Raw genomic sequence first — 20047 nt, 5'->3', positions numbered from 1 at the left:
AAGCAAATATAGGGATACCTGCGATGACCTCCCCCCTCGATGACCGTGCCGAAGCCGTGCGCCGCTTCAACCGCTTCTATACGCAGCAGGTCGGCGCCCTCAACGAGCACCTGCTGCACAGCGCGTTCTCCCTTACCGAAAGCCGGGTGCTCTACGAGTTGAGCGCCGCCACCGACGTCACCCTCGCTGGCCTGTGCCAGGCACTCGGGCTGGACGCGGGCTACCTGAGCCGAATGGTGTCCGCCTTTGAAAAGAACGGCCTGATCACCAAGGCACGCTCGGACAGCGATGGCCGTGTCACCCACCTGCAGCTCAGCGCTGCGGGCCGTAGCGTGGTGGCGTCATTGGAACTGGCCGCCCGCGAAGAAGTGGCGCAGATGCTGGAACAACTACCCGAAGGCCAACAGGCGCAACTGGTGCAGGCCATGCAACAGGTGCAGGCGCTGCTGGGCCGGCGCACCGCCGACTACCTGCTGCGCGCCCCGCGCCCGGGCGACATGGGCCAGGTGGTGCAGCAACAGGCCGAGTTGTATGCCCGCGAATATGGCTGGAATAGCGAGTTCGAAGCCCTGGTGGCGCAGATCGTGTCCGAGTACCTGCGCGACTACGACCCGGCGTCCGACCACTGCTGGATCGCGGAAAAAAACGGCAAGGCCATCGGTTCGGTGTTCGTCGTGCGCCACGACGCAACCACGGCCAAGTTGCGCATGCTGTACGTGGACGCCAGCGCCAGGGGCCTGGGCATCGGCAACCGGCTGATCGACGAGGCGCTGCGCTTTGCCCGCCAGGCCGGGTATGCACGGATGATCCTGTGGACCACCAGCGTGCTGACCGATGCCCGGCGGCTTTACCAAAAGGCCGGGTTCGAGTTGGTGGAAGAGGAGCCGGTGCACAGCTTTGGCAAGGACCTGGTCAGCCAGACCTGGGCGTTGCGGTTGTGACGCTTGAGGCTGCGTACAGTCGGCGTACCCGTGACACTCACGCTGTTAACCTATTTTTTGACCCGTTAACCATACTGGATTACAGTGAAAAAAATTGATTAACATGAAGCAGGGCCATGCTGAACCTACAAGATGAAGCAAAGGCGTACATCGAGTCCGTTCTCGGGGTGACAACGCAACTGACACCCGCAACGCCCGCAGTACCCTTCAACATTCGGGATAGCTACGAAATCTTCGAATTGAGCCTCCTGATGACCAAGCATTCGACGCTCAGCATGGTGCTGCTGGTCGCCAAAGATGGGGATGACTACCCTGGCATCGTGAAGTTACGCAAGCATATCGACCTGGTGCATGCGGCTACCCGTCAGGTAATCGCCTACGTCTGCAGGTCTCTGACGGTCCAGCACCGGCGCAGTCTGATCACCCATCAGGTGAATTTCATACAGCCCGGTTTCCAGATGTTCCTACCGGAGATAGCGCTGGATCTGCGTGAAAGCTTCCGCCAACGGCGCGAGCAAAGTGATGTGGCCGCTCTCCTCCCTGCCGCCCAGGCCATGCTTCTGTCATGCCTGCGTGCGGGCAAAACTGGCCAAGCCTGCTTCACGACGAGCGCGCTGTTGGGCGATCTCGACTACAGCCGGGTGACCCTCTCGAAGGCAGTGGATCAACTGACATCGCTGCAGGTGATCAACCCTGTCAAAAGCGAGTTGCAATGGAACACCTACGCTTTCAGTGGCTCACCTGCCGAGGTATTTCAAAAGGCCAGGCAATACCTGCGGTCTCCCGTCAAGAAGAAGGTCGGCATAACTCGCAACACTCTGCCCATGGCGCCCGGTGTATTCATGGCTGGAGAATCAGCCCTGGCCAGCTACACGATGCTGGCCGCCCCACAGCAGGCGGTATGGGGCATGACCAGGAAAGTGTTCAACGACATGCTTGCACTCCAGGCGTTCGAGGCCAGTGAGTCGGTGGACACGATCGAAGAATGGGTGGAAGTCTGGGCGTATCCGTCGCTCAGCGAAGCGCAACACCAGGCGGACCCCGCTTCACTGTTTCTAAGCCTGGAAGGCAACCCCGACGAACGCGTTCAGATGGCACTGGATCAACTCAGGGAGCAGGTTGAATGGCTGGTGTGAAAGGCCTGGATGTATTCGGTCAGCATTTTTGCGATTTCCGTGATCGCTACGTACTGATCGGTGGCGTTGCCTCTGCTCTGGTCATGGATGACGCCGGTGAACGTTTTCGGGCAACCAAGGACCTGGACATCGTCCTGGTGATCGAGGCCTTGGATGCCGGATTCGTCACGCACTTCTGGGCGTTCATCAGGGCTGGCGGTTACCAGATCAAGCAAAAGGGCGGTGACCGCCCTGTCTTTTATCGCTTCCAGCACCCTGCCGATGAGGCGTACCCCGCGATGATCGAGCTCTTCTCGCGCGCTCCAGAGGGCCTGGAGCACACAGAATGCTCAACGACGACACCCATCCCCACAGACGAGTCAGTCTCCAGCCTGTCTGCGATCCTGCTCGATGATGCCTACTACGATTTCTTGCTGGGTGGGCGCCAGCAAAATGAAGTGCTGTGCTACATCAACGCTGATCGCCTCATCCCGTTCAAGGCCAAAGCCTGGCTCAACCTGTCTCAGCGCAAAATGAACGGTGAGCAAGGAATCGACAGCAGGAACATCAGGAAGCACCGCAACGATGTACTGGCGTTGACCGGCCTTCTGAGCGGCGAGGTCATCGAATTGCCCGAGAGCCTCAACGCGGACATGGCACAGTTCCTTGAGCACCTGGCAACCGAGAAGATCGACTTCAAGGCACTGGGGCTAAAGGGCGACCTCCCGTCCACTATCGAACGGCTCGCAGCATCGTTCGGCCTTGTAAACCAAGCCGCCTCTTAACCGGCGCACACCCGCCACAGCTGCTCGACCCGCGTGGTATAGGCCTGGCTCATCATCTCCCGGCGCATCCCCCACTCAGGCGCCAGGGGCACACTGCCAGCCCGTAACGCCCCCCGGCCGTAGCGGCCATTGACCTCATCCAGCACCGCCATCAGCCGCCCTGCCCCCGCCGGTTGCACGGTGCTGAACAGGTCGCCGGTGAACTCCCCCGGCCGGCACAACTCGAGCAGCAGCACCTCGGCCTTGCTGTAGCGAAACCCGGGCCGGTAGAGCCGCCCCAGCGCTTCGCGGGCCGCACCCGTGAGCAGCCGGGTGTCGTTGCTCGGATATGGCAGCTGCACCAGCGCACCCTGGGCATGCTGCGCCTCGTCGGGGTTGAACAGCCCTGTGCGGATGCTCACCCGCAGGCGCCGGCACAGCGAGCCTTGGGCACGCAGTTTTTCCGCCGCACGGGCGGTGTAGGTGGCCACCGCCTGGCGGATCGGCGCAAGCTCGGTGAGGCGTTCGCCGAACATGCGGCTGCAGCAGATTTCCTGGCGTGGCGGCTCGGCTTCGTCCAGCTCCAGGCAGGCGATGCCGTTGAGTTCGCGGGCGGTCTTTTCCACCACCACGCTGAACTTGTCGCGCAGCAGCCGCGCATCGGCCCTGGCCAGGTCCATCGCCGTGCGAATGCCCAGCTCGGCCAGGTGCGCGGTCAGGCGCTTGCCGATGCCCCACACCTCGCTGACCCCGGTGTTGCGCAGCACCCAGTCGCGCTTGAACGGCTCGCAAATGTCTACCACCCCGCCGGTATGCGCCTGCAGGCGCTTGGCGGTGTGGTTGGCGAGCTTGGCCAGGGTCTTGGTGCGGGCGATGCCCACCCCCACCGGGATGCCGGTGCAGCGCAGCACACGGGCGCGCACCTCGCGGCCGAAGGCAGTGAGGTCGCCGGGGATGCCGCGCAGGTCGGCGAAGCACTCGTCGATGGAGTACACCTCGCAGGCCGGCACCATCGACTCGATCAGGGCCATCACCCGCTGGCTCATATCGCCGTACAGCGCATAGTTGGACGAAAACGCCAGCACCCCGTGGCGGCGCAGCTTGTCGCGGATCTGGAAGTACGGCTCGCCCATGCGCGCATAGGCCTTGGCCTCGGCGCTGCGGGCGATGACGCAGCCGTCGTTGTTGCTCAGCACCACGATGGGCGTGCGCGCAAGGTCGGGCCGGAACACCCGCTCGCAGCTGGCGTAGAAGCTGTTGCAGTCGATCAGCGCAAATACCGGCTCAGGCACTGGCGGCATGGCTGCGCACGCTGAAGGTGACCACGCCCCAGATCGACAGCTCGTCGCCCTCGAGGATGTAGCGCGGCGGGAAACGCGGGTTCTCGGAGCACAGCACCACCTGGCTGCCCGCCCGCTGCAGGCGCTTGCACAACGGCTCGCCATTGACCGCGGCAATGACGATATGCCCGTGGCGCGCCTCGAGGGCGCGGTCGACGATCACCAGGTCGCCATCGAAAATGCCGGCGCCCTGCATGCTGTCGCCGTCGATGCGCACCAGGTACATGTGCGGCGCGCGCAGGTTGAACAACTCGTCCAGTGAGAGGGCTTGCTCCAGGTGGTCCGCCGCTGGCGACGGAAAGCCCGCCGGTACGCGGAACGCATAACGCGCAAGCGTGGCCTGCCCGCAGGCGAGCGGGCCGAGGATGGAGGTCATGGGGTGGCCTTGAAGATTGACTGTATGCATATACAGTTAATGGCGAATCGGCCGCTCGGTCAATTTCGGCGTAGGAAATTTCGACAGATGGAGCCCGACGCGCTCCCTGTAGGAGCGGGCTTGCCCGCGATCACCGGCAAAGCCGGTGCCATCCACCCAGGCCCTGTATTTACCCCAGCACCTGAGTTACCGTGCCCGCCCCTTTTCCGGCCCAACCAAAGGACTGCCCGTGCCCGAAAATACCTATGCCCCACCCCAGCCCGACCTGGCCACTACCCCCGAAGCAACGGCCCAACCCCCGTTCTACGTGGTGTCCCGAGGCAAGTTCTTCACCCTCTACATCCTCTCCCTCGGCCTGTACCAGCTGTACTGGGCCTACAAGAACTGGAAGCAGGTAGAACGCAGCACCGGCGAAAAACTGTGGCCGGTAGCCCGGGCGTTTTTTGCGCTGTTCTTCACCCACGCCCTGTACCGCGAGGCCGACGCGCGCCTCAAGCGCGACGGCAACGACTTCGACTGGAATCCCAAAGAGCTGGCCACGCTGTTCGTGGTCGGCATGCTGATCAGCAACCTGACCGACGTCCTGTCGCGCCACAATATCGGCTACCCCATCGCGGATTTCGCCAGCCTGGGAATGCTGCCGGTCACCGCCTGGATCACCTGGCTGGGCCAGCGCGGCCTGAACGCCGCCGCAGGCGACCCCCAGGGCCGCAGCAACGCGCGCTTCAGCGTGCTCAACTATGTGTTCATGGCGGTCGTAGCGCTGCTGCTGGTGCTTATCTGCTCGGCATGACCCTGTTGCGGGCGTGACCTCCTTCGCCTGCTCGCAGCCAGCGGCACCGGCCTGCTGCCGCCGTCTATCCTGAGCAGACTCAGGTACGGCGCGCAGCAAGGTGCCGACCGCTTTCGCAACCCAGGAGGCACCCCATGTGCGGACGCTTCGCCCAGTACCAGGGCCTGGCCGACTACCTGCGCGAACTGCAGGCCGAACAGGACGTGGTCAGCGGCTACGACAACGCCCCCATCGCCCGCTACAACGTCGCCCCCGGCAGCCGCGTGCTGATTCTGCACAACGCCGCCGACGGCCTGCGCATCGACCCCTGCCACTGGGGCTGGGCGCCCTTCTGGGCCACCGGCAAGCGCCCGCCGCCGATCAACGCCCGCGTCGAGACCGTGACCACCGGCAAATTCTTCAAGGCCCTGTGGCCCCAGGGCCGGGCGTTGGTGATGGCCGATGGTTGGTATGAGTGGGTGGCCGACCCGCAGGAGCCCAAGCGCAAGCAGGCGTACTTCATCCGCCTGAAAAGCGGCGCGCCGATGTTCATGGCGGCGCTGGCCGAGGTACGGCCGGGGCTTGCGCCCAACGAGGGGGACGGGTTTGTGATCATCACCGCGGCGAGTGATGGGGGGATGGTGGATATTCATGACCGGCGGCCGCTGGTGCTGGGGGCGGAGCAGGCTCGGCGGTGGATTGATCCGGATTTGACTGGGGACGAGGCTCAGCGGGTGGCTGAGGAGCAGGGTTTGCCGGTGGAGGCGTTTGAGTGGTTTGCGGTGGGGCGGGAGGTGGGGAATGTGCGGAATGAAGGGGCGGAGTTGATATTGCCGCTGGGGACGATGCCGTTGGGATGACAACTGTGATGTGGCCGATGTTCCCGGCCCATCGTCTGCTTTCGGGCCGCCGCCCTGCGCTGTCGAGTGCATGGGCTCCAGGCCTGGGGGAGGGTGTCAGAAATTTTGTGTTCGGGCATAACATGAGTAAGAGGTGCATGTATGCCAACCAAAAAGAAACCCTTGCGTGACCTGCCAAAAATCCCCAAAGAGCTGCTGGAGCAGTTCGGCGAGGGCCTGATGTCCGCAGAAGCAATCGAGGATGCCTCAGCGGCGTTCAAGAAGGCCTTGATCGAGCGTGCCTTGAGTGCCGAACTCGGTCACCACCTGGGTTATCCGCCGGGCGCGCAGCGCCCGGCGGATGAAACCAATCAGCGTAACGGCAAGAGTGGCAAGACGGTTTTGACCGGCGATGGCCCGCTACGACTGGAAATCCCTCGCGATCGAGACGGTAGTTTTGCGCCCATTCTGATCCCCAAGCATGAGCGGCGTTACACCGGTTTCGATGACAAGATCATCGCCATGTACGCCCGTGGAATGACGGTCAGAGAGATCCGAGCCTTTCTGTCCGAGCAGTATGGAACAGAGGTCTCACCCGACTTCATCAGCTCTGTGACAGACGAGGTCATGGACGAGATTGGCGCGTGGCAACAGCGGCCACTGGAGCCGATGTACCCGGTCATTTTCTTCGATGCGCTGCGGGTGAAGATCCGCGAAGAGGGCCTGGTGCGCAACAAGGCCATTTACTTGGCCCTGGGCGTTCTTCCCGACGGAACGCGAGATATCCTGGGCATCTGGATCGAGAACACCGAGGGTGCGAAGTTTTGGATGAAGGTCTTTAACGATCTCAAGACGCGCGGTGTCGAAGATGTGCTGATTGCCGTGACCGATGGCCTCAAAGGTATGCCAGAGGCTCTCAGTGCCGTGTTTCCAGAGACGACGTTGCAAACGTGCATCGTGCACCTGATCCGCAACAGCCTCGACTTCGCGGCCTGGGACAAGCGGCGAGCTCTGGCCAAGGAGCTGAAGCCGATTTACCAAGCCATCAATGCTGAAGCGGCTGAGCAAGCACTCGATGAGTTTGAGAACGGGCCGTGGGGGGAGAAATATCCAACGGTGGTGGCTGCTTGGAGACGGGCTTGGGATCGCGTGATTCCATTCTTTGTTTTCCCGCCCGCCATCCGGAAAGTGATCTATACCACCAACGCCATCGAGAGCATCAACGCCCAGCTACGCAAGGTCATCAAGACTCGTGGGCATTTCCCGAATGATGACGCAGCGACCAAACTGATCTGGCTGGGATTGCGCAACATAACAGCCAATTGGGGAAAGCCGGCCCATGACTGGAAAAGCGCGATGAATCAATTTGCGATTCTGTATGGAGATCGGTTCATCAGGCCGACCTGGTGAGAATCAGGGCCTGCCTGACGGCAGGCCGTTACCGGCCCGCACACAAAAAATCTGACAGTCCCGCCTGGGCAATCACAAACCGCCACCACTCTGTACTCTGTGCTCTGCGCCGCCCTGTCGCTTTAACGATGCGCCGATGATGGATTGGGCAGTCATTCCTTTGAAGCCTTTATTCACGGCATATTGAGACGCACACATTTTACCGCGTACCAATTTTGTACCAACCCAAACCCACAGCCAAGCAACGATTTGCTCCCATCCCATACCCACTCGATGATGGGTCACTTGCAGCCCGAAGCTGCCCCTGTTGCTCCAGGGGTCAGAGCTTAAATCGGTCAATTACTGATCGGATCGACACCAAAGCCGATCGACAAGCAATCAGGCTGCTGATCAATCAGCATATTTCGCATATCTGCCAATCGAAGTGTATGTACCCACGCCTCTATGCCGTCGTGGAGCACTAGCGCTAAGCACTTACGAGTCGCCAACCAAAACGTTTTATCCTCAAAGGGTGTATCCTCACTAACAACTGCAATATTATCGAACAGCCGTATAAAACAGACAGCCATCTTTTTTATATGCCCAGGATCATGAGGAACCACCCGCTGCGCGCACAAATACTCCACATCAGAATAAAAGTGCTCTATCCGGGCCCGATCAGAAATAAAGCATGCCTTATTTATCACAACCTGAACATTAACAATGAACTGTTGCAAAATCTCTACACACCCAAACTTCGGAGCATCAAACCTACAATGCTCAATATCGTAACGAGGGTTAGGCGTAGGCTTAAGCATCCTAATGCTTTCGCCCTCCCAACCACCGTCAACAGCGGTAGTTTTGGTCCTGATCCATCCGGGCAAGCGAGAGAACCAGTTAGATCGATCGTCCATCCTGGCTTTTTGCGCGGCCCAAAGCATAAAGTCCACAACCTGCAGACCAGGCTCCGATTTATCCAAAACCTCGAAGGAGACCTTTGGATAATACTTTACAATAAACGGACTAGCGTAAGCATTTCTCGCAAGATCAAACCATAAAACAGGCCACCACTTAGAGAGCAATGCTAGAACATTCAAGTTCCCACGCCGCTCAAAAATAAATGTCAGCTCCGCACTGCGAGAAAACAGACCAACGACCGCCAACTTTGAAGCAAGATCATACAGCTCATCCTTGGAAGAAAATGAATGAGCGCCCGTATGAAATATATGCGAATTATAGTCACCCACAACATGCTTACAAATCGAACGACACAAATGAGAATGCGCGTTTTTACTATCATCAGCAGCATGAAAGAAAGAGCGCTGTAGCGTCCTGTCATCCATCGGCTTCTGACGCGGATTAAACCGGTCTGGGTCGTCGCGCAAATTCTCGAGAGCCTCATCAATCACAGCTCTACCGATCCTAGTAGGAGAGACCAGACAGCCATATCCGCTAAAGCTACCATCACCGAACTCAGTTTCGTCCAAGTAAACAAACATTCGCACCCCTCAAGTTACATCAAGTATTCAAACCGCTTCCGGAGAGCACAGGCAAAGCTTCAGAAGAAAATGGCATGAGGTCAATTTTAGCCCAGCTAGCGTGGCAGAAGGGGCCTACCCTTGTTGTTGTGGAACATACCCCGATTGTGCTGGTGTATTAACGGCGAAAGGCCCTCAAGCCCCAGATATCAGGGCTTGAAGGCCTTTCTGCATTTTTGCATCACCTGCATCCGTGGGCATTGAATGGCATAGAATGGCGTACGGATTGCCCCATTTTTGCCCCACACCCAACTCACTGGAGGGGGTGGGCTGCCCCGCCAAGCGCGCGAATATTCACATCTGCAATCGCCTGAAACAGAGACTCAGCTAGCACACGGTATCGATCGACATCCTCGGCCGAGCTGCCTTGAGCCAATGCTTCCTGATACCGCCGGAAAGCTGCTACCGCCTCCTGCATCAGCGGATCACCAGGAAGGATCATGCCTTCTAGAGTTCCAGTCATTCACCGTCACCTCCTACGTCATTGTAGACAATGCGCTGGATAGGGATTTGAACCCGCCCGCAGCGCACGACAGGCCGCCACAGGCCCTATTTCGCTGGGCTTCGTCGTGTTGCGTTCGCCCTGATCCGGCCTCAAGCGGCCCCGTATCTGCCCTAAAATTGCCCTAACCCCACGCCGCGACATACGGACCTTGCCAACGCTATCGCTGAACAAGATACTGTACAAATATACAGCAAGCATGAGGCGGCAATGGACATCGACACGAGTGGTTTCGAGCTGGGCATGCCTACACGATTCGAGATGCTGGAGCACCAATCCCACATGCTCTGCAACGAGAACGACGCCCTTCGGCTCGAACTGGCCAGAGCCCAGCACAACATCACCAAGCTGGTGGAGATCAACCAGGCGCTGCAGGAGCAGATTGCCGTGGAGCACCGGCGCGCGAACTGCGCGTACGTTGAATACGTGCACCTGATGAATACCGCGCGCTGCACCCACGGCATCAACCTGGCAGATCACCGCTTTGCAGCCGACCCAGTCGAGCAGGTCAATCGTATATTGGCCAGTACCAAGTGATCGCCAGAAACGAAAAAAAGCCCGCCGAAGCGGGCTTTCGCAGATGGCTCACCTGGTGGTTTCTCGCACGTAGGCCTGGCAGGCCTTGAGCGCGATCAGTCCTCGATCGCCTTCGTCGGTGATGGCGATAATTCTTCGAGCATGCGCTGGGTCAAGTTGGGCGCGTAGGGCTCCATCCACCACGCCTCCGGTGCCGGCGGCTTCTCGCCCCCCACCACCACAACCCTGGGCGGCAAAGGATCCGGCGTCGACCAGGACTGACAACCGCAGATCAGCAGTAGCAAGCCGGTCGCGCAGGCGAGCCTGAGCTTGTTGAGCATCGTTCATCTCCTTCCAGTGAATTTGGCCCTGCGCCTGCAGGCGGTCTTCCAGATCCCGCCGGGCATCTTGCTGCACCGCCAACTGATCGAGGGCGGCACCGGCGGCGGCTTCCCGCTCGCGGCTGTGCTCCAGGTCTTTCGCCGCCAACTGCTGCTCATACCCCGCCGCCTGCTTCTCCAGCTCATCGGCCTGCCACAACCAGGCCATGCGACCGCCCACCGCCGCCCCGAAGAGCAGGGCGAGCAGCACACACCGGGCCCCAAGCGACATCAGATCAGCACCTGCTCGGCGCGCTTGTAGATCGCCAGGCGGTCCTCCAGACCATTCAGCCCGCCGTTGATGCGACGGGTGATCAGCTCGAACGCCGAAGCGCCCTTATCAGCTAGCGTGTTCAGGCCCGCACGATGCCAGAACCAACCGGCCGACATGGCGGCGTAGACCGGATGCTCGAGCAGCTCCGGGGTTGCGAGCAGGCGACTATCACCGAACAGCGCCTCGCTGCAGGCCTGATAGTTGTCATGGCCAGTCACCTGAATGAGGCCACGACCACGGTACTTTTGCCCATCGCCATCGGCCTCGGGGGTATTGCCCAGACGCTGGGCGAGCCGGCCGGTGTCGTACTTCGACAGGTATGCATCACTACCTAACTCGCGCACGTAGCGCAGCTGGCCGGATTCATGGCCGATCTGGGCGAGGAACGCCGCCATTCGTAGCGGAGTGATGATGGCGTACTTGCCCATCGCCGCATTGAGGGCGGGAACAAAAACGCCGGCTTGGCGGCCGGCGTTCGGGAGGATCTGCAGTAGCTGCTTTTCGGTGATTGGCATAGCAACATCCTTATGACTGAAAAGAAGAAGCCCCGACTGTGCGGGGCGGCATGGGCTTGTTCGGTGAACCTGGGCGGCGCTACACCGCTTCGTCGGCGGCATCAGGTGCGACCGGCCAGGCAATGGACGCGGGGTAGCCTTCCTGCTCCTGCAGGCGGTTCAGCGCGACCCGGTACTGCTTCCACTTTGTCAGCAGCGCGACTTCATCTGCCGTGGCGATATTCAGGTCGACGGCATCCTGTAGCGGCGCGATTCGAGGCGCTGCAATGCCGAGCAGGCGGTCGCGCTCTGCCAGCACCTGCTCAGCCGTCATCGGCAACGGGACAAGATCCGGTGGCGGCCCCTGATCGGCCGGCAGGAAATATTCCAGGCCATCGATAACATCCTCCGGATCGATGACCGCCCGCCAACCCGCAATGTCATTGCGAACCGCCCACGGCCCACCTACGGTATTCCTGCTCATAAGTTGTCCTCCCAGCCGAAACAATACATTGCAGCCGCCGCCAGCCCGCTAGCCCAGTAGACGTTCATTGACTCCAACGTCATCGCCACCGTTGAGTTGACCCAGACCGGTGTAGCTGCGGCGCAAGAGACTGAGATCATTGGCGGGTTGGCGTTGCTGGTGATAGCACCCGCCCCGTTGTTTGGGTTTGCCATAGCCCCGGTATTGTTCGCTCCTGCGCCAGTGGTCAGCCCGATGAACGCGCGGCCCGCAGTAGGGGGAACAACATTGGCTACGCTCACCGGAACCCAATTTGGCACGGAAACGTTACCCGCCACACCACTGGCGATGACGTTGGAGTACCTGTACTGAACTGACTTCCCGGCCTGCACGAACCCAATCGGGTACTTGTTCGCCGTGCCGTCGGTGCGAATCCAGCCGACCCGCGCCCGGTACGTGTACCCTGCCGGCAACGTCGGGGCGGTCGCGCTGAGCGACAACAGACCGATGACTGTGGTGCCGTTCCAGGCGACCCACACGCTGTACCAGGTCGACGCGGCAATCACCCCTGTATCAAGTCCCCCAGCCCCCGACGTTGTGGCGTTGATCGTCAACCACACGCCGAGCGTGACAGGCACCCCCGTGACGGTGGTCAATACCAGGCTGTCAGCCGAGACATTCACCTGTTGGTTTGCGCCCCAGGCCGACAGCTTCAGGTTTGCAGCGCTTCCTGCGACTGGCGCGGTATTGATCACCAGCTTTTTCAACGAAAGTGGCGTTACCGCTCGCAGGCCATCCGCCAAGTCCCTCGTTTCGTCCTGTGTCGCAAGCTCCACCACGCCCGCCGCTGCCTCACTTGCAGCGGTCTGCGCCATCGACAGAATGCTGATCCAGCTGTCGAGACTGCTGTCGTACTGCAGCCAGACCACGGCCCCCACGGCAATGTCACCCGCCCCAACGGGCGCGCCCTTCAAGGTCAGGATCGGCTTCGGCGCAAGCCCGTTCGGCGCGAACGTAGACGCCCCGGTATTGCTGGCCTTGGGCTTGAAGCGCAGAACCATGCCGTCTTTCAGCGCCGTGACAGCCGGCGTGTACGTCGCGACGTAGACGTTTGGCGCGCCGGTATCCAGCGCATAGCCGCCTACAGCGCCCAGCTGGAGCAGGCGAACAGCTTTCACCAGCTGGGTGGTGTCGGCCTCATCAGGCGCCATGCCGGCCGCCGTGATCAGGCCCAGCAGTTCCGCCATCAGGCTGTTGGCCCATGCGGCCGGGATCAGCGACCCAGGCTGGCCCGTGGTCGTGTTCTCGTCCACGAACCGGCCGTCCACCAGGCCGATGCCGGGCGTGCTCTTTGGGTAATCCATCGGTTATTCCCCGTACTTGATAAATTCCAGGGCGTGCGCCGGAGCGCTGCGCCTCAATACACATTCGAGCGCCCCGTTAGGGTTGCCGCCGAACGTCTCGCCGAAGTACGCGGCGCCGAAGCGGCGCCCGATCCGCCGGCGCGGCCCGGTGTCCAGCGTCCACATGAACTGCGCCGCCCAGGTGCCGAAGCGGGCCGAGCCGAAGCGCGACCGGCCGAAGCGCGGCGCCCGGTGCTCGATCACCTTGGCATTCGGGTAGCCCTGGGCCACGGCCAGCTCCACGAAGTAAGCCGGGGTCTGCCCGCCGACCTCGACCAGTCGCCGGCGCACGGCCAGGCGTCGGTCTTCGAACAGTGGCGAGTCCCCCAGGCAGGGGTCCGGCAGCTGCATGACCCGCTCCCAGTCCGGTACCAGCTCGCGCACCGTGTCGGGGTCCGACTCAGCGAGCAGGTCCAGGGCGCGCTTGTCCTCGGCGGCCAGCAGGTCGGCGGCCGCCTTCAGCAGCTGGTCAACCTCGGGGTTGAACTCGATATCCCAGGCCGGCCCAGGCGGCAGCAGGCTGCGCAACTGGGCGTAGTAGTCGGTCGCTGTGCGGGTCACAACCACGTCAAACCCCCATAGGTCAGTAGCTCATTCTTGGCCGCCTCGACGTTGCCGGCGGGATACACCAGGGTGTGGTCACGCTCCCCGGTGGCGCCGCTGATGGCCTCACCGATGTGCGTCCTCAACAATCCGGCGCCCAGGTCCGATTCGCGCTGGTGCAGGTCGACCAGCTCGGCTTCTACCGCGCGGCGCACGGCCGCACTGTCTGGGGTGACCTTGATCTGGTACTGCACCGGCTTTTCCACGGGGGCCAGCACGTACAGCTCAGCTGTAACCGGGCGCTCCTGCTCGATGTAGGCCTGCACCACCGCGCAGGCCTCGGGGGTGGGGATCGGGTCCACGTCGTTGTCACGCACGAAAAACACCCCCACCGTGCCCGCCCCCATCCAGTGCCGCACGATCCAGGCCCGGGTCACCCCCGGCACTTCCAGCGCCCAGGTTTCATAGTCGCTCTGGCTACCGCCGTGCGGAATCACCCGGTATGAGCGAATTACCCGCGCGCGCAGCGCCTCAAGGGTTTCTTGCTCGGTGCCGCCGGCGATCCCCGGGGCGGCCACGGTGGCCGTCTCGTTGACGCTCAGCACCGGCGACACCAGGCGCAGCACGGTACCGGGCTCGGTGTTGCCCAGCTGGCCAGCGTCCACCGCCACCACTTCCAGGGCGCCGACAGGGCCGCCGGTGACGACCTTGAACTGCACGCCGTCGTCGCGCTGCAGCAGCACGCCGGCGTCGATCGGTGCGTTAGCCGCGCCAGTGAACAGCACCGGGCCATTCGCCGCCACGGCCGGCAAGCGATCACGCTTGAGCCTGGCCCGCGCCATGCGGCGCAGCGTGTCTTCGTCGGCGGTGTCCGGCAGGATCTGGTCGGCGATATAGGCCTGCTGGCCATAGCGGCCGTAGGAGGCCGCCGCGAACACCCGGGCCAGCACCTCGGCGTCGCTGCGCTGCAGGGCACTGGAGCCCGCCAGCGCCGACTGCTCGCGGCTGATCAGTTCGGGCAGGGCTGGAATGCTAAACGGCATGGATCACCTGCCACAGATTGTCTAGTTGAAAGTCCACCTGCGTGCCGTCACGCAGGCCGATCAGCACCGCCAAGTTCAGCCGGTCGGTACCGCGCGTTACCGTAACGGACACGCTGAGCGCCCTCCCGTCATCGAGCATCCAGGCCAGCGACTCGCGGGCAAACACCTCGGCGTCGCGCACTGTGGCGTCGGTCAAGGCGCGCCGGCGCAGCTGCCACAGCCGCGAGCCGATACGGTCATTCGCCACGCTCGGGAAGCTGTCTCCCCACCAGCCGTAACGCTCGGTGTCATCGAGCGCGTCATCGGCGTCAGCACGGCGCCAGGTCAGCAGGCTGATCACCGCCGCGCGCCGCCAAGCGCTTTCCGACTCGTCATCGAGCAGCGTCATGCGCCCACCACTGGCGGGCCGCTCTGTTCAAGGCCCTTGGTCACGCCTTGATGCGGGTGGTTGACCTGGCTCACGCCGGCGGCGATCTGGTCGCCGGTCGAGACGATGCGGCCGGTGGTAGCGGTTTCCGGCGTATTGATCTGGACACTGGATGACGCATTGACCGTGAACGTCGGGGTGTTCACCTCGACCGCCGTTTCGGCATTGACGCGAAACGTCTTGGTGGTCAGCTCCACGACGTTGCCGCGCTTGAAAATCAGCGTGTCTTTCTCGTCGGTGTAAATCGCCACCTCGCCGGCCTTGAGGCCTGCCACGCGAAACTGGCGGTCGGCCACGTTGATGACCACCCCGTGGGATCGGTCGCCGGCGAAGAACAGCGCGATGCCCTCGGCGCCGGGGTGCGGGTGGGCGGTGAAGCCGTAGGGCTCGATGTGCTCCATGTTGTCCTTCACTTCGTCGGCATGCAGGCGCATCTGCAGGCCCTGCATCTGGCTGCCCGGGTTGACCAGGGAGACAACGCCCCGGCTGATCAAGTTGGCGATCTGTCTGAATGCGTTCATGTGCCTGGCTTCCAGTCGGCGGGGATCAGGTATTCGAAGTTGTCGGCCTTGCCGCCCTTCTTGAGCTTGCGCGACTTGTGCGGGTCTTTCGGCTCGGGGTCGAAGGCATCGGGCGGGCCTACGGTGATGTTGCAGAGGGTGCCGGCGTCGAGGCTGTACTCGATTTCGCTGATCAGCATGTCGCGGTCGATGCCGATCACCGGGTCAACGATGCGCACCAGCATGTTCGGCAGCCACAGGGCGCCGTTGGACTGCCGCCAACCCTGCAGCTTGTATTTCAGCATCAGGGCTTTGCCCATGCGGTTGCCGCGCTCCCAGTTGGCCCGCGCGCTGGCCAGCTCCTGGGTCATCTGGCCGCTCTCATGAATCAACAGCACCCTCTTGCGGGCAGCACGCGGGTCGGCAGCCGTGGCCTTGATTTCGCTGGCCTTCGCGCCGTGGCTGCTGTCGGTGCCCGAGCGCTGGCCGGTGACGCGATACTCGGAGAACACCCCGGAGAAATCGAAATCAGCCTCTCCGCTCAGCAGGTTTTCGCCCAGCACCAGGCTGTCGACGGCGCGGCCGGCGCTGCCCGGCTTGATGATCACCAGGCGGCCCCGGGTGTCGTCGGTGGACAGCAGTCGCGAAAGAGTCAGCAGGCGGTCGATCGACTCGAACACGGTTTCGCCGGGCTCGATCGTGTGGTCGGCCACCTTGCTGGTTTCCGCCACCTGGCTGCGCACGGCGATGTTGTAGTCGCCGGCCAGCGCGGTGACGATCTGCTGCACGCTCTGGCCCTTCCACTGCCCCGGCTTGTTCACTGCAGAGCAGTCCACCAGATCAGCGGTCAGCGATCGGCCGCTGATCGAGCGCGTGACCTGCCGGGCGTCGTAGCGCACCGGCGTGGCGAAGATCCAGCCGGTCAGCACCAGGTCTTCGCCGATCAGCACCTCGCAGCGGTCGCCTTGACGGATCGGGATTTCTTGGGCCTGGCCGGGCCACTGCCAGGTCACGTCAAGGCTGAAATCCCGCGCCTGCCGCTCGATGCCGGCGCCGATGCGCACTTTCTTCCAGCCGCCATACTCCATGCCGTTCACGCGCAGCGTGACAGCGTTCAGTGGGTCCATGGGTTACTCCTGGGCGACGCGCAAGGCATCCACCGGCAAGAAACCCGGGTGCACCACCTTGTTACGCGTAACGATTTCCTCGGCGCGCGTGGCGTCGCCGTACAGTCGGTAAGCCAGCACCACGGCCGGCAGGCTTTCTTTCGGGGTTACGTCGACCAGGCGCACACCGGCCATGGCCACTTTGGTCAAGTGGGCGCGCAGGCGCTTGTGGGTGCGCTGCAGCACGGCGAAGTGATCCGGCGGGGCTGATAGCCCTGCCTGCCAAATCGCTTCGCTGAGCGCGTCACGCAGCGCCAGAACGTCGTCCGTGGCGGGCACCTCCGGGCGACTGATCGGCGTGCCCACCTGCTGCTCCAGGGAAGGCACCCCGGGCAGCGCGACCGGCGCCTGCACCACTGGCATCTGTGCGGCCACCTGCACCGCCTTGACCAGCAGCGCGTCACGCACCAAGTCACGGGTGGCCGTAGCCGCCGCCACCGACGCCTGGCCGCCGGCAGGTGCAGCCGCCGCCGTCAGCCCGGCCGCCGCCTGGGTCGCACTGCTGGCCAGGCCGGCCAGGACCGCGAAACCCGTGTCGTCGTCCTCGCTCCCCCAGCGCGAACCGTCGGTGAAGCCGGAAAACTGCGCGCCCACCATGGTGGCCAGGTTGTCGGGGAAGTTGGCCACCATGTCGGCCAGCGCCTGCACCGAAGTGATCGCACTGGCGATCTGGTTGAACTCCCCCTGAATCGCCATCTGCACCCCAGCGATGCCGTTCTGCAGCTGCACCGCGGCTATCCGCACCCGGTTGACCAGAGCCATAGCCGCCTTGTAGCGGGCCAGGGCCGAGTCCAGCCAGCTTTCCGATTCATCCTCAAGCTGCGCGGCAGTGTTGGGCACCCCAACGGGATAGCCCTTCTCGCCGTCTTCGATGAACTCCAGCTGAAAGCGCACCATGCCGCCTTCCTTGCGGTCGTGCGACACGTCGCAGCCGTCGCCGGCGGTGACGTTCATGCGCCCATACCAGGGATGCACCAGCTCCCCCGCGCCCGGCTGGTTCAGCGCGTGCAGCAGGTTGTCGCGCTGAACAAAGCAGTCATCGCCGATGACGTACCCGGTCATTTTCGGGCTTCGCGTCTTGGCCCCCATATCCTCCACCAGGGGCTTGTCGCGCTGCGGGTACTCGTGCACCTGCACCCGGCGGCCAGCAGGCGTTGACTCGTTGTCGACAAAGAAGCCGACCCCGCGAAACGACGCGGGCAGCAGCTGGTCACGCCAAGTTTGTTCAGCCATGGATTACCCCCTGCCCAGTGAGCGATAGCCCACGTTCTGCGATACAGACACGCCGGGCTGGTTGGTCTTGGCTTCCTCGACCCGCATACCTGGCGGGGCGTTCTCGAAGCGCACCGCGATAGAGCCTTCCAGCCCCTGCCGCTGGCCTTGCGCTGTCTGCTGGATCAGCGAGCCCGGTGCTGGGCCGCCTGGGGCGCGTAGCAGGTTGGCCGAGCTGGCCATGCCGGGGTACATCTCCGGCGTGGTGCGCAGCGGCCGCACCAGGGCGCCGGCATCGTCGGTCACACCGTTGCGCGCCTGCTGCTCGGCGGTCCAGCCCTTCACCTTGTCGGTGGCGGCGTTGATCACCCCCGAGCCATCCGCGTCGATGTTGAAAAACTTCATCATCGGTTCGATGATCGGCCTCAAGCGATCCCACAGCCCCTTGAAGAAGGCCACCAGCGGCTCCCAGTGCTTGACCACCTGGCCGATCGGGGTCCACTCGAAGACCGTCTGCAGAAAGCCCATGAACGGCACCGCAAGCGCCTTGATAAGCTCCCAGGTGGCCGCGAAGAAGTCCGACAGCGGCCCCCAGTTGGCGATCACGAAGCCGAGCGGCGTCCAGCTGAATACCATTTTCATCACCTGCCACAGCCCCATCAGCGGCCCCCGGATCGCCTCCCACGCCCGCTGGAAGTACGGCCCGATGGTCGACCAATTGGCGATCACGAAGCCCGCCGCCAGGGCGATGCCGCGCACGATCAGGCCAATGGGGCTCATGCTGGCCACGGTGTTCATGATGGTCAGCGCCGCCGTGGCGCCGAAAGCCGCCAAACGCAGCACGGTGAAGCCCACCGCTGCACCGAGGATGCCTTTCACCAGGCCCGGGTGGGCGGCGGCCAGTTCGGACACCTGGCTGACCAAAGGCCCGACAAACGCCAGAAAGTCGTTGAACGGCGGCAGCAGGATCGAACCGACCGAAATGCCCAGGCGGGTAACCCGGTTCATCAACAGTTGCACGGCGTTGGCCGTGGTCGCCGCCCGCGCCGTGTATTCCGCATTCATCGACCCGGCGAAGCCACCTTCCTTGCCGACGCTCTTGAAGTTCTTCTGCAGGGTGTCGAGGTTGGTCAGCAGCGGTGCAATGGCCCCCACCGACTCCTTACCGAACAGGTTGGTAAGTACCGCTGCCTGCTTTTCCTTGTCGACCTTGGCCAACGTCTGCAGCACCTTGTTCATGGTGCCTTCGCTGTCGGTCTGCATGCCCTTGGCGATTTCGTTCACGTCCAGGCGCAGCGCCTTGTAGGCCTCCTTCTGCGACTTGGTGGCCGCCGTGCCGGCGGTCAGGGTCAACATGAAGTTCTTGATGCCGGTGGCGGCCACGTCCTGGGCGATGCCCACCCCGGCCAGGGCCGAGCCCATCGCCGCCAACTGCCCGGCGTTGACCCCGGCCACCTCGCCCAGCGGACCGATGGCGGTCACGATGGCCGAAATCTGCGCCGTACTGGCCGCACCGGTGTTACCCAGGTAGTTGATCTTGTCGGCGAGGGTGACCACCTCGTCTTGATTGAGGTGAAAGGCCGTGCGCCACTTCGCCATCATTTCGCCCGACTGCTCGGCGGTCTGATCGAAGGCGACGCCCATTTTCACCGCGTCTTCGGCGAAGCGGCCCAGCTCTTCCCGAGCAATGCCCGACTGGCCGCCGGCGGCGACGATGGCAGCGATGCCGTCGGCCGCCATCGGCAGGCGCTCGGACAGGTCGAGCACGTCGTCGCTCATGGCCTTGAACTGCTCGGGCGTGTCGAAGTTGACGACCTTCTTCACGTCCGCCATGGCGCTTTCGTAGTTCATCGCCGCTTTGACGCCCATCACGAACGGGGCCGCGATGGCCCCGCCCTGGACGGCATCGGCGAATGTGATCTTGCCGAGGCCCGAGGCGTTGATCTGCTTGCGCAGCGTGGCCACGTTCTTGCGCACACCGGTCAGCACCGGCGACAGCTTGTCAACGCCGGTGATCAGCGCCTTGAGCTGGAATTTATCCGCCATCCCC

At 62.8% G+C, this 20047-nt stretch carries 22 protein-coding genes; 7 read left to right on the top strand and 15 right to left on the bottom strand.

What is annotated here, in order from left to right; all coding sequences use genetic code 11:
- Window positions 1–23: 23 nt before the first annotated feature.
- The 3 genes from KSS94_RS08950 to KSS94_RS08940 all read left to right on the top strand — a co-directional run bounded on the left by KSS94_RS08950 (window position 24) and on the right by KSS94_RS08940 (window position 2841).
- Window positions 24–941, top strand: coding sequence for a bifunctional helix-turn-helix transcriptional regulator/GNAT family N-acetyltransferase (locus KSS94_RS08950; protein WP_217842632.1), 918 nt, complete (start codon window positions 24–26; stop codon window positions 939–941).
- A 116-nt stretch (window positions 942–1057) separates the two neighbouring features.
- On the top strand, window positions 1058–2077 hold the full coding sequence (locus tag KSS94_RS08945) for a KH domain-containing protein (RefSeq protein WP_217842631.1): 1020 nt from the start codon (window positions 1058–1060) through the stop codon (window positions 2075–2077).
- The gene (locus KSS94_RS08940) at window positions 2065–2841 is read left to right on the top strand and encodes a hypothetical protein (protein WP_217842630.1); all 777 of its coding nucleotides are present in this window, start codon (window positions 2065–2067) and stop codon (window positions 2839–2841) included. The genes KSS94_RS08945 and KSS94_RS08940 overlap by 13 nt, the downstream gene beginning before the upstream one ends.
- Here the strand turns inward: KSS94_RS08940 and umuC are convergent.
- Together umuC and KSS94_RS08930 are read right to left on the bottom strand one after the other, a co-directional pair.
- Entirely contained in the window at window positions 2838–4121 is a 1284-nt protein-coding gene (umuC, locus tag KSS94_RS08935; protein ID WP_217842629.1) for a translesion error-prone DNA polymerase V subunit UmuC, read from the bottom strand. The two genes, KSS94_RS08940 and umuC, sit on opposite strands and share 4 nt — an antisense overlap.
- Window positions 4105–4536: a LexA family protein gene (locus KSS94_RS08930; protein ID WP_217842628.1), complete on the bottom strand. Its 432-nt coding sequence runs from the start codon at window positions 4534–4536 to the stop codon at window positions 4105–4107. Before KSS94_RS08930 ends, umuC begins: the two co-directional genes overlap by 17 nt.
- Before the next feature lie 229 nt (window positions 4537–4765).
- On the opposite strand from KSS94_RS08930, the gene KSS94_RS08925 reads away from it, so the two are divergent.
- The 3 genes from KSS94_RS08925 (at window position 4766) to KSS94_RS08915 (ending at window position 7557) form a co-directional block, all read left to right on the top strand.
- Window positions 4766–5329, top strand: a complete 564-nt coding sequence (locus tag KSS94_RS08925) for a hypothetical protein (protein WP_217842627.1) — start codon at window positions 4766–4768, stop codon at window positions 5327–5329.
- A gap of 134 nt (window positions 5330–5463) precedes the next feature.
- The gene (locus tag KSS94_RS08920) at window positions 5464–6168 is read left to right on the top strand and encodes an SOS response-associated peptidase family protein (protein WP_217842626.1); all 705 of its coding nucleotides are present in this window, start codon (window positions 5464–5466) and stop codon (window positions 6166–6168) included.
- A gap of 141 nt (window positions 6169–6309) precedes the next feature.
- Window positions 6310–7557: an IS256 family transposase gene (locus KSS94_RS08915; RefSeq protein ID WP_217838745.1), complete on the top strand. Its 1248-nt coding sequence runs from the start codon at window positions 6310–6312 to the stop codon at window positions 7555–7557.
- Window positions 7558–7892: 335 nt separating this feature from the next.
- Here KSS94_RS08915 and KSS94_RS08910 read toward each other — a convergent pair whose 3' ends face one another.
- Together KSS94_RS08910 and KSS94_RS08905 are read right to left on the bottom strand one after the other, a co-directional pair.
- Complete coding sequence (locus KSS94_RS08910) at window positions 7893–9035, bottom strand: hypothetical protein (protein ID WP_217842625.1); 1143 nt, start codon at window positions 9033–9035, stop codon at window positions 7893–7895.
- A gap of 292 nt (window positions 9036–9327) precedes the next feature.
- Window positions 9328–9537, bottom strand: a complete 210-nt coding sequence (locus KSS94_RS08905; protein ID WP_217843681.1) for a hypothetical protein — start codon at window positions 9535–9537, stop codon at window positions 9328–9330.
- Between the two features lie 249 nt (window positions 9538–9786).
- Here KSS94_RS08905 and KSS94_RS08900 point away from each other — a divergent pair, with 249 nt between their 5' ends.
- Window positions 9787–10113, top strand: a complete 327-nt coding sequence (locus tag KSS94_RS08900) for a hypothetical protein (RefSeq protein WP_217842624.1) — start codon at window positions 9787–9789, stop codon at window positions 10111–10113.
- 48 nt (window positions 10114–10161) lie between these two features.
- Here KSS94_RS08900 and KSS94_RS08895 read toward each other — a convergent pair whose 3' ends face one another.
- The 11 genes from KSS94_RS08895 to KSS94_RS08845 form a co-directional block, all read right to left on the bottom strand.
- The gene (locus KSS94_RS08895; protein WP_217842623.1) at window positions 10162–10704 is read right to left on the bottom strand and encodes a lysis system spanin subunit; all 543 of its coding nucleotides are present in this window, start codon (window positions 10702–10704) and stop codon (window positions 10162–10164) included.
- Complete coding sequence (locus tag KSS94_RS08890) at window positions 10704–11261, bottom strand: glycoside hydrolase family 19 protein (RefSeq protein WP_217842622.1); 558 nt, start codon at window positions 11259–11261, stop codon at window positions 10704–10706. Before KSS94_RS08890 ends, KSS94_RS08895 begins: the two co-directional genes overlap by 1 nt.
- Window positions 11262–11340: 79 nt before the next feature.
- Window positions 11341–11724, bottom strand: a complete 384-nt coding sequence (locus KSS94_RS27405) for a tail fiber assembly protein (RefSeq protein ID WP_302471819.1) — start codon at window positions 11722–11724, stop codon at window positions 11341–11343.
- On the bottom strand, window positions 11721–13067 hold the full coding sequence (locus KSS94_RS08880) for a hypothetical protein (RefSeq protein WP_217842621.1): 1347 nt from the start codon (window positions 13065–13067) through the stop codon (window positions 11721–11723). Before KSS94_RS08880 ends, KSS94_RS27405 begins: the two co-directional genes overlap by 4 nt.
- Window positions 13068–13070: 3 nt before the next feature.
- Window positions 13071–13673 carry a putative phage tail protein gene (locus tag KSS94_RS08875; protein WP_217842620.1) on the bottom strand — a complete coding sequence of 201 codons (603 nt, stop codon included), beginning with the start codon at window positions 13671–13673 and terminating at the stop codon, window positions 13071–13073.
- Window positions 13664–14692, bottom strand: coding sequence for a baseplate J/gp47 family protein (locus tag KSS94_RS08870; RefSeq protein ID WP_217842619.1), 1029 nt, complete (start codon window positions 14690–14692; stop codon window positions 13664–13666). Before KSS94_RS08870 ends, KSS94_RS08875 begins: the two co-directional genes overlap by 10 nt.
- Window positions 14682–15080 (bottom strand): phage GP46 family protein, encoded by a 399-nt coding sequence (locus KSS94_RS08865; protein WP_217842618.1) that lies wholly within the window; start codon window positions 15078–15080, stop codon window positions 14682–14684. Before KSS94_RS08865 ends, KSS94_RS08870 begins: the two co-directional genes overlap by 11 nt.
- A complete protein-coding gene (locus KSS94_RS08860) occupies window positions 15077–15640 on the bottom strand; it encodes a phage baseplate assembly protein V (RefSeq protein ID WP_217842617.1) in 564 nt (187 codons plus the stop codon). The genes KSS94_RS08865 and KSS94_RS08860 overlap by 4 nt, the downstream gene beginning before the upstream one ends.
- Window positions 15637–16746: a phage baseplate assembly protein gene (locus KSS94_RS08855; RefSeq protein WP_217842616.1), complete on the bottom strand. Its 1110-nt coding sequence runs from the start codon at window positions 16744–16746 to the stop codon at window positions 15637–15639. The genes KSS94_RS08860 and KSS94_RS08855 overlap by 4 nt, the downstream gene beginning before the upstream one ends.
- 3 nt (window positions 16747–16749) lie before the next feature.
- Window positions 16750–18018, bottom strand: a complete 1269-nt coding sequence (locus KSS94_RS08850) for a DNA circularization protein (RefSeq protein WP_217842615.1) — start codon at window positions 18016–18018, stop codon at window positions 16750–16752.
- Between the two features lie 3 nt (window positions 18019–18021).
- Window positions 18022–20043, bottom strand: a complete 2022-nt coding sequence (locus tag KSS94_RS08845; protein WP_217842614.1) for a phage tail tape measure protein — start codon at window positions 20041–20043, stop codon at window positions 18022–18024.
- Between the last annotated feature and the right edge of the window lie 4 nt (window positions 20044–20047).

The sequence above is a fragment of the Pseudomonas fakonensis genome (genome assembly GCF_019139895.1).
In the GTDB taxonomy this organism is placed as follows: Bacteria; Pseudomonadota; Gammaproteobacteria; order Pseudomonadales; family Pseudomonadaceae; genus Aquipseudomonas; species Aquipseudomonas fakonensis.
Note: the sequence above shows the minus strand (reverse complement) of the source record. Positions and strands in the feature narration are given on the sequence as shown.

Coding starts and splice junctions, on each gene's coding strand:
- KSS94_RS08950 (WP_217842632.1), top strand. CDS start 24: ATGACCTCCCCCCTCGATGACCGTGCCGAAGCCGTGCGCCGCTTCAAC.
- KSS94_RS08945 (WP_217842631.1), top strand. CDS start 1,058: ATGCTGAACCTACAAGATGAAGCAAAGGCGTACATCGAGTCCGTTCTC.
- KSS94_RS08940 (WP_217842630.1), top strand. CDS start 2,065: ATGGCTGGTGTGAAAGGCCTGGATGTATTCGGTCAGCATTTTTGCGAT.
- umuC (WP_217842629.1), bottom strand. CDS start 4,121: ATGCCGCCAGTGCCTGAGCCGGTATTTGCGCTGATCGACTGCAACAGC.
- KSS94_RS08930 (WP_217842628.1), bottom strand. CDS start 4,536: ATGACCTCCATCCTCGGCCCGCTCGCCTGCGGGCAGGCCACGCTTGCG.
- KSS94_RS08920 (WP_217842626.1), top strand. CDS start 5,464: ATGTGCGGACGCTTCGCCCAGTACCAGGGCCTGGCCGACTACCTGCGC.
- KSS94_RS08915 (WP_217838745.1), top strand. CDS start 6,310: ATGCCAACCAAAAAGAAACCCTTGCGTGACCTGCCAAAAATCCCCAAA.
- KSS94_RS08910 (WP_217842625.1), bottom strand. CDS start 9,035: ATGTTTGTTTACTTGGACGAAACTGAGTTCGGTGATGGTAGCTTTAGC.
- KSS94_RS08905 (WP_217843681.1), bottom strand. CDS start 9,537: ATGACTGGAACTCTAGAAGGCATGATCCTTCCTGGTGATCCGCTGATG.
- KSS94_RS08900 (WP_217842624.1), top strand. CDS start 9,787: ATGGACATCGACACGAGTGGTTTCGAGCTGGGCATGCCTACACGATTC.
- KSS94_RS08895 (WP_217842623.1), bottom strand. CDS start 10,704: ATGTCGCTTGGGGCCCGGTGTGTGCTGCTCGCCCTGCTCTTCGGGGCG.
- KSS94_RS08890 (WP_217842622.1), bottom strand. CDS start 11,261: ATGCCAATCACCGAAAAGCAGCTACTGCAGATCCTCCCGAACGCCGGC.
- KSS94_RS27405 (WP_302471819.1), bottom strand. CDS start 11,724: ATGAGCAGGAATACCGTAGGTGGGCCGTGGGCGGTTCGCAATGACATT.
- KSS94_RS08880 (WP_217842621.1), bottom strand. CDS start 13,067: ATGGATTACCCAAAGAGCACGCCCGGCATCGGCCTGGTGGACGGCCGG.
- KSS94_RS08870 (WP_217842619.1), bottom strand. CDS start 14,692: ATGCCGTTTAGCATTCCAGCCCTGCCCGAACTGATCAGCCGCGAGCAG.
- KSS94_RS08865 (WP_217842618.1), bottom strand. CDS start 15,080: ATGACGCTGCTCGATGACGAGTCGGAAAGCGCTTGGCGGCGCGCGGCG.
- KSS94_RS08860 (WP_217842617.1), bottom strand. CDS start 15,640: ATGAACGCATTCAGACAGATCGCCAACTTGATCAGCCGGGGCGTTGTC.
- KSS94_RS08855 (WP_217842616.1), bottom strand. CDS start 16,746: ATGGACCCACTGAACGCTGTCACGCTGCGCGTGAACGGCATGGAGTAT.
- KSS94_RS08850 (WP_217842615.1), bottom strand. CDS start 18,018: ATGGCTGAACAAACTTGGCGTGACCAGCTGCTGCCCGCGTCGTTTCGC.
- KSS94_RS08845 (WP_217842614.1), bottom strand. CDS start 20,043: ATGGCGGATAAATTCCAGCTCAAGGCGCTGATCACCGGCGTTGACAAG.